Origin of the sequence: Pseudomonas sp. HMWF021 (assembly GCF_003061005.1) — a bacterium.
Taxonomy (GTDB): Bacteria; Pseudomonadota; Gammaproteobacteria; order Pseudomonadales; family Pseudomonadaceae; genus Aquipseudomonas.
Map to the genome: position 1 here is coordinate 1 of NZ_QAIK01000062.1, position 7,854 is coordinate 7,854.

Sequence of the window (7,854 nt, forward strand, 5' to 3'; positions counted from 1 at the left end):
AAAAAAAAATAGATTCAAAGATTCGATTAAAGCCGAATTCGCAACACCCGCAAAACTTAGAGACGTTTTAATTAGCGTAGGAAAAATAGGTTCTCCTAGTAATAGTAGGTTGTGTAATGCAAAAATTACCGCTGCTACCTCACCAATAATGAGACGATCTCCATACGCCGGAATGCTGTTCAACGGTCAGGGGCGACCAATGAATCTCGACGGCCATTCTGCGACTCTTCCTGCCAGCATGGGTGGAAATCGGACTCCGATCATTGACAACTTGGCGCTTTATGAAAACCATAAACCTTGGATTGAGGAGTACCACGCTCACTTGACTGATGGGGGCAGCCCCGCAAAATTTGGAGTCGTCCCCCCGAGACTTCGTCGACTTACCGTAGACGAAGCACTTGCTATTCAAACATTTCCGAAGGATTACAACTTTTCCGGCGGGCAAAGCTCTGTCTTCAAGCAAATTGGGAACGCTGTACCCTGCAACTTAGCTGCGGCAGTTGCTAAAACCCTAATAAAATTGATTAAAAACGAAACACCCCACACCCAGCACATTAACTCAGGCGAAACAACTTTTGAGCTTGAGTTAGAACCGGCCTAGCAACACATAAAGAACCATGCAAATCATCATTCAACCATGATGATTTGCCCTTTTCACCCTTCCTAAAAAACCCACCTAAAACCATATTAAGACACCCACATTCAATGCAAGATATAAAAGACCACAGATTATTTTAAATCTTACCCCCCACATACTCATACTTACTCTTCATAAAGCGATAAAATCTCCCAATCAAATCTCACGGATAACTGAACGACTTCACCAACGTCAACTCCCCCACCGCTCGCATCGGCACCACAAACGTCTCCATCTTCTCGCTCGGCGTGCCTTCCTCGGTAATCACCGTCACCTGTGCCGTGGTCAGCGGCTGCACCGCCTCTTCACCGCCTTCGTCATCCCCGCGATACCCGCCACCAAAATAATTCACATACACCAGATACTGGCCCTTGATCGGCGCCGGCATGGCGAAGATTTCCGGGCCGTAGCCGGTGGTGACGTCGACGTCGAGGGCGGCGCCGTTGGGGGCGACGCGGTCGCCGTACCAGATGTGTGCGCCGTCGGGGGTGATCAGGTGCAGGTCGAGGTCGGTGCCGTCGCTGTCCCACGACAGCAGCACGCGCAGTTTGGCCGGGGTAGCGCCGCCGCTGGCGTTGAGGAACTGGGTGCGGTGGCGTTGCTGGCCGTCGGGGCTGCGCACTTCGACGCTGTTGCTGCCGTTGGGGAAGGAGAACGGGCGGTCGAAGCGGCCGCTCTCGTCGATTTTCAGCGGCATGCTGACGCCGTTGACGATCAGTCGGCCGGGGTCCTTGCTCTTGGGGGTGGCTTTGATTTCGCCGCTGATGCGTGCGGTGTTGGCCTGACCCACCGGAGTGTTGACCGAGGAGGCCGGATAATTGACGGTCTGGTGGAAGTTTTCGCCTTCGCCTTCGGGCGCGCCGGTGCGCCAGCCGCCGACCGGGGTGTCGAGTTTGACGCTGTCGGCGGCCATTGCCATCGGCAACGCATGGAACGCGCAGAGCAACAGCAAGACCTGTGGATAACGGAGTGTCATGGTCTATTCCAGCAAAAGGTGACGGGCGAGCCCTTCGATGTAGGTTTCATCCTGGCCATTGGGATGTGCTTCAAAGGCCAGGTGCAGATATTCGTGAGTCAGGTCGAGGCGATCCTGCAGCGTGAGCACGCCGCGCACGTAAATGCGCTGGCGTTCGCGATCGACAAACGGGCGGCCGAACGCCAGTTTGCACACGGCGAACGTGCTGACTTCGTTGTAGCCGGTTTCGCTTTCCAGTGTCGGACGCCAGCCACGGCGCTGCTTTTGCAGCCAGTCTTGCGCGGCTGGCAGTGCGTCGCAGGAGGCCACCGGGTTATCCCAACGGCTGAGGCTGGCGCGCGGATAGGCGTGCAGCAGAATCGCGTCGTAGCGCTGACCGGCGTTGGCCTGTTCGACGGCTTGTTGCCAAGCCAGTTTGTCCGGGCCGGGTTGGTCGGAATGATAGGTGACGGTGCTGCCGGCCAGCACCAGATCCGCCGTCCACGCCGCGATGTCGCGCGACTCGGCGGAGGCTGGACGCGGGGCGACGCGCTGGCGGTTGCTGCTGTCGTCGATGCTCAGGCAATCGCCGTTGCGCGTGGCGTTTTGCAACAGATAGGTGCGGATCGCCACGGCCAGCGCTTTGGCGGCTTCGGCGGGTTCGGGTTTGGCTTCGCGCTCAAGGACGCGGGCGACGTATTCTTCGCGATCGAGCCGTGCAACGAGTTTGCCGTTGAGCAGAAACAGTTCCCCGGCGCTGTGGATATCCAGCGCATTGCCGTTGGCGAATTCGACGCGATAGTCGCCTTGCAAAGGCCCGGAAGACACCACCCGATCCCCTGCCAGAACACGCGACAACGGATAGTGCGAGAACAGTCCGACCTCAACACAACGCCCCGCCTCCGCCGGCCACGTTGTTGGCAACACCGTCGCCAACGCATGTCCGTAATGACGCAAGACCATCTGACTGGTGCCACGCCCACCGCCCCAGATCGGCGAACCGTCCGCCGTCCATCCGGCGAAACCACCCTGCCGCGATTGCGGATCCTGATCGCCGAGCCAGCTCCAGGTTTTCACCCGCAGGCGACCACCCAGTTCGCCGACGACATTGCCGTCCGCCGCGTTCAGCACGACGTCGAGCAACACGCGGCGCATCTGCTCCTGTGCCGGCAGCAACGACAAAACCTTCAGCAAGTCAGCCACCGAAACCCGAGTGGCCGGTTGCACCGCTGGCAAATCCAGCAACCACGAAGGCGCCTGCCGTGCCTGCCAATAGGTGCTCCAATCGGCAGCAGCAATGCCCAACCGCGCAGGCTCAAAGTACAACCCGCAGGACTTCACCAGCGCCTGATCACGCTCGATCCTGCCACCCGCCGAGCAGCAATAAACCTCTTCCTTTGACTGCCCGCGACATTCATACGCCGGCTCATGCGCACCGGTATCCACCAGCCACGCATACACGAACAATTTCCACAGGCTGCCCAGCGGCGTATCCCGCGTCGGCGGCAAGGGCTCGCGGGCGATCAGCTGCGTGTGATTCAACGCCAGCAACTCGCCCTTGTACGCCAGCCGCAACGGCTCATCCTGCGCCGTCGCCAGCGCAGGCATCACACACATCAGCAGCCACAGCAGCGGCCGGTTCATGTCAGTTGACCGTGACCTGACCGAGGGCGGCTTTCGCCTCCTGGGCTTGATGCTGCGGCGCATACACCTGAGTGAAACGCACCGGCGGCAGGTTGAACTGGCCCTTCTGCGAGAAGCGCACCAGATGGCGCAGACGCAATTCGCCGCTCAGCGCATCCACCGGCACCGCATAAGCCAGTTGCCCCGGCTCGAAGCGTGCTTTCTCAAGCGCGGTCGGCTCGGTGCCGTCCTTGCCCTGCAACTTGATGCCCCAGGTGGTGCGCTCGACATCGGCGCCCGGTGGCAGCGGCACTTCGAGCATGCCGTAGCGCAGCGGTTTCGGCGCCTTGCTGGTGAGGATCACTTCGTCCAGGTACAGGCTGTCGCTGGACAGCGGTTTGCTGCCGACCGGTTCCAGCTTGAAGGTGAACGCTTCGTCACCCGGCACCAGTCGCGACAGGCGCCGGGTAATGGTCACGGCCATTGGATCGACCGCCGGTTGCTGGGTCTGGAAGCTCAGCGCCGCCCGCAGCGGACGCTCCTGAGTGCCGGACACCGACAACACGCTCGGCACCGGTGTCGCACCCTGCCAGGTCCAGAACATCTCACCGGTCGCGCCGTAGTTTTTCTTCCAGCCTTCACCCGGCATCAGCGCGATGGTCGGCGAGGCCTGGGCGATGCTGCGTTGCAACCAGCTCAGCGCCAGCGCGCGTTCGAGGGTCGATTGCTGTGGCAGCAGACGTTGCAGCAACGCCGTCGCGCGAGTCTGATCGAACGGTTGCAGCGACAGGTTCAGCGCTTCGGCAAACGGCTGCGAACTCACCGCCAGACGCTGTTGCGCAGCGCCAACCTGACGATTGAATGCCTCCGGCAACGCGACTTTTGACTGGGTCGCCAACGCCGCGGTCAACACCCGCGCCGCCGCCAGACCGAGCGCCGAATCCGGATCGCTCATCACCAGACTGTCTTCGCCGTCGTCCATCAGGGTTTCGGCATTGCCTTCACCAGCCTTCGCCAGATCCTCCATCAAGCCGCTGAGCAAAGTGTTCACCGGCAAATGCATCTGTTTGGCGAACGACAGGATCAGCGCCCGCTGCAGCAGCGGCGTGTTCGGCGCTTGCTTGGCGTAGACCTCCAGCACTCGCTGCCAATGCTCCGGCGGCAAGGTCAGCTCCAGCACCTGACTGGCGTTCCAGTCGGCGTAGTAGGCGTAAGCGGTGAGGAATGCATCCGGCTCGCCGTCGAAGCCCCACCAGGTGAAGCTTGCCGACGGCCCGGCCATTTGCACCAGACGCAGGCGGCTGTTCTGCATGATCAGGCGCAGACGATCGCGGATCTGCGGGTTCGACGCCAGCGACGGATAGGCGATGCTCAGCGGCAGCAAGCGGCTGGCGGTCTGCTCGACGCCACCGTACGGATAAGTCAGCAGATCATCGAGGGCGGAACGGAACAGCGCTTGCGGACTGTCATCCAGGCGCAGGCGAATATCGGTAGCATCGGCCGGCAGGCTTAACGGGGTATCGCCGCTGGCGACGTCGAGGCTCTGGGTTTGCGTCACTTGCCAACCGTCACCGGTCGCGCTCAGGCGCACAGCGAGGGTGTCAGCGGTTTTACCATCCTGCACCAGCTCCGCTGTCCACTCCCCGCTCGCCAGGGCAAACGCTGGCAGCGGCACGTAGTTGATGCCGTTATTCAGCGTCACCGGCAGGCGTTGTTCGGCGCCCGCGTAATGGGTGACGAGTTCTGCCGTGACCGGTTTCTCGGCCTGACTGAAAGCGAATACGCCGAGTTGTGGCTGATCGCCCTTGCGGAATTTGCTCGGCCCGCTCCACTTCAGGTACAGCGGTTTCTCCGAACGGACGAACTGCTTCTTCTGCCCGACCTGACCGTCATCGGCAATCGCCCGAGCGGTAATACGCCAGCGGGTCAGCGAGTCCGGCATCTTGAAGGTGAAGCGGGTTTTGCCGTCAGCGCCTGTGAGCAATTCCGGCTGCCATGCGGCGGTATCGACGTCTTCGCGACGTGGGCGCTCCAGCACTTTCACCCCACGTTCGCTGCGGTTGGCCTTGCCCGGCGCGCCGGGGCTGCCCGGCAGCGCCACGTCGTAACTGATGAACGACAGGCTGGCGCTGGTGCGCACGTTGTTGCGCCGTGGGTGGTAGAAGAACTGGTCGATGGTGGGCGCCACTTCCGGTTGCAGCGCGTAGACCATTTCATCGACGACGCTGACGGTCAGGTGCGCCGGTACCGCTTTGCCAGCGAACTGCGTGGTCAGGTCAACGGTGACCGTTTCGCCCGGCAGATACACCGCTTTGTCAGTGCTGATCGCTACGTCGATTTGCGGCGCAATCACCTTGATCCCCGCGTTCTGGAAGCTGTACTGCCCGCCTTTGGTGTACAGCACGGAGAAGGTCAGGTTCGGCGCGAAATTTTCCTTCACCGGAATGCGCGCGCGGTATTGGGTGTCGCTGAGTTTTTCCAGTTTCAGCCAGTCGCTGCCCTTGGCCAGCAGCGCGGTGGCTTCGACCTTGTCGCGCTCCAGCGACAGCAGTGCATCGCTGACCGGCTCCGGGAAGGTGATCAGCGCCAGCGCTTCATCGCCGGCCTTGTACTCGGGCTTGTCGAGGACGATTTCCACGGTGCCCGGCACCGCTTTGACGCCCTCGCCGGTGACCGAATGGCCGGTGGCGCCGAGGACGCGACCGTGCTGATCCTTCAACGTCAGGTTGTAAGTGCCCGGACGTTCGAAGGCCAGACTAAAGCCTTTGTCAGTCGCCGCGAGTTTACCTTCGCCGGAGCTCTGGTCTTCCAGACGCACCCAACTGTAGCTGCTTGGGGTGACCGCTTTGCTCTGCTCGCTGCCGCCCTCGTTGGCGTAGCTGAACGCGACTTTGTCGTTGACTGCGCTGAAACGTTGCGGCGCGCTCAGGCGGAAGCTCGCGGCGCCACGGTCGATGAGGATTTCCTTGGTGGTTTTGACCCGATAGGCCGCGCCGTCGCTGGCGAACACGGTGAGCATGTAGCGGCTCGGTTTGTCGGCGGCCGGCAGGTCGAGGGTCGCGTTGCCCTTGCTGTCGGTGGTCAGTTCGGTGCTGGTCAGCTCCACCGGGAATTGCCCGAGGTATTGCAGCTCGTTGTCGACCATCGACAGTTGCTGGGCGCGCAGGCTCAGGCTCAGTTTGGCGTTGGCCGCCGGTTTGCCGTCCGGGTACAGCAGCACCAGACTGCCCTTCACCGGCTCGCCGGTGCGGTAATCCTGCTTGGCAAGATTCAACGAAATTTCGAAGTGCGGCTTGATGTACTCGGCGACGCGAAAGGCGCTGCTGTAGGCCTGATCCTTGTAGTTGAAACGGATCTCGTAACCACCGGCCACGGCGTTGTCCGGCAACTGGAAACGGCCCTGAGTGCCGGCCTTGGAATCGAGTTTCAGGTCGAGGCGTTGCAGCTCGGTGCCGGTGGCATCGAGCACGCTGACGTTGACGTCAGCAGCGCCCGGCAATACCGAATCCCGCGCATTCTTGAACTCGCGACCGACGATTTTCAGCGACACCCAATCGCCCGGGCGATACAGCGGCCGGTCGGTGAATGCGTAGAGTTTGGTGTCGTAGATTTCGCTGTCGTAATAGAAGTTTTCCGAGACGAACACCCCGCCCTCTTCGTCCTCGCCAATGACGAACGAGCGCTCGGGGCTGACGTGTTTCAGCCGCAGCAAACCATCGGCATCGGTGGCACCGCTGCTCATCACGCCGAGGCCGTCGGTCCACAGCACATTGACCTTCGGCACCGAACTGCCTTCGTGTTTGCGCGCGGCCCAGACCAGCAGTTCATCGCCGGCGATCTTGCTCACCGCCACGGTGTTGGAAACGAAAACCATGGTGGTCGCGCGGTACTTGCCGATCAGCGCTTCGACCAGATACAGACCCGGTTTCAGATTACCCAACGGGATGTACACGTTACCCGGCGCAACGCTGACGAACTCGCTGGAAGACCCGGCCAGATTGACCCCGGCCGGCGGCTGGATCGGTTTGGCCTGCCACAGCGGATAACGGAACTGGCTGACCACCGGCAGACCCGGAATCAGCGCGAATTGCGGCTGCGCGTCGTACGGGGTCGGCGCGGCGATGGCGTTGCCCATCTTCAGTTCCGGCACTTCCTCGGTGACCTGCTTGCGCGACTCGTAGGAGAACGCACGCTGCATCACCCGCCGCGATTTGCGATACCAGTTGTCCCACAGGTACGCGAGGGTGTTGGACAGCCCTTCACCCTTGAACTGGCCGTCGCTGACCACGCGGTGCAGGTTCTTCTGACGCTTGAGGAAATCCAGCGGTTTGTCGATGCGGTATACGCGAATGTCGGCGCCACCATAGGGTTCCATGCGGAAGCGCCGGTAATCGCGACCTGGTGCTTCGAGACGGACCATTGCCTGCTCGTCGGCGGCGAAACTGCTGTCGGCCAGCAGGAAGAAGCTTTCACCAGAGAACGGCGTGTAGCCGCTCGGCTCCACCGAATCTTCAGCGTTGACGGTCGCCAGTGGCAGCAACAGCGCCAGCAGCAGAGGAATTCGAGCGCAGAGTCGCAGCATGCGGGCACCGGTCATTGGGAGAGAAAGTTCAGTCGATAGACGCCGATGAAGTTGGGG

The 7,854-nt window shown here is 61.4% G+C and carries 4 protein-coding genes; 1 reads left to right on the plus strand and 3 read right to left on the minus strand.

All coding sequences use genetic code 11. From position 1 onward, the window contains the following. Positions 1-601 (plus strand): DNA cytosine methyltransferase (locus tag DBR18_RS08700; RefSeq protein WP_146188747.1); only part of this gene is annotated, 601 nt, incomplete at its 5' end. A gap of 199 nt (positions 602-800) precedes the next feature. On the opposite strand, the gene DBR18_RS08705 is transcribed toward DBR18_RS08700, so the two are convergent. The 3 genes from DBR18_RS08705 to DBR18_RS08715 are packed head-to-tail and all read right to left on the minus strand — an operon-like array spanning position 801 to position 7,812. Continuing rightward, entirely contained in the window at positions 801-1,613 is an 813-nt protein-coding gene (locus tag DBR18_RS08705; protein WP_108590050.1) for a YfaP family protein, read from the minus strand. A gap of 3 nt (positions 1,614-1,616) precedes the next feature. Further along, on the minus strand, positions 1,617-3,236 hold the full coding sequence (locus DBR18_RS08710) for a DUF2300 domain-containing protein (RefSeq protein ID WP_108590051.1): 1,620 nt from the start codon (positions 3,234-3,236) through the stop codon (positions 1,617-1,619). A gap of 1 nt (position 3,237) precedes the next feature. Next, entirely contained in the window at positions 3,238-7,812 is a 4,575-nt protein-coding gene (locus DBR18_RS08715; RefSeq protein WP_108590052.1) for an alpha-2-macroglobulin, read from the minus strand. Between the last annotated feature and the right edge of the window lie 42 nt (positions 7,813-7,854).

What these genes read in the sequence shown, in the direction of transcription:
- DBR18_RS08705 (WP_108590050.1), bottom strand. Translation starts at nt 1,613, where the DNA reads ATGACACTCCGTTATCCACAGGTCTTGCTGTTGCTCTGCGCGTTCCAT.
- DBR18_RS08715 (WP_108590052.1), bottom strand. Translation starts at nt 7,812, where the DNA reads ATGACCGGTGCCCGCATGCTGCGACTCTGCGCTCGAATTCCTCTGCTG.
- DBR18_RS08710 (WP_108590051.1), bottom strand. Translation starts at nt 3,236, where the DNA reads ATGAACCGGCCGCTGCTGTGGCTGCTGATGTGTGTGATGCCTGCGCTG.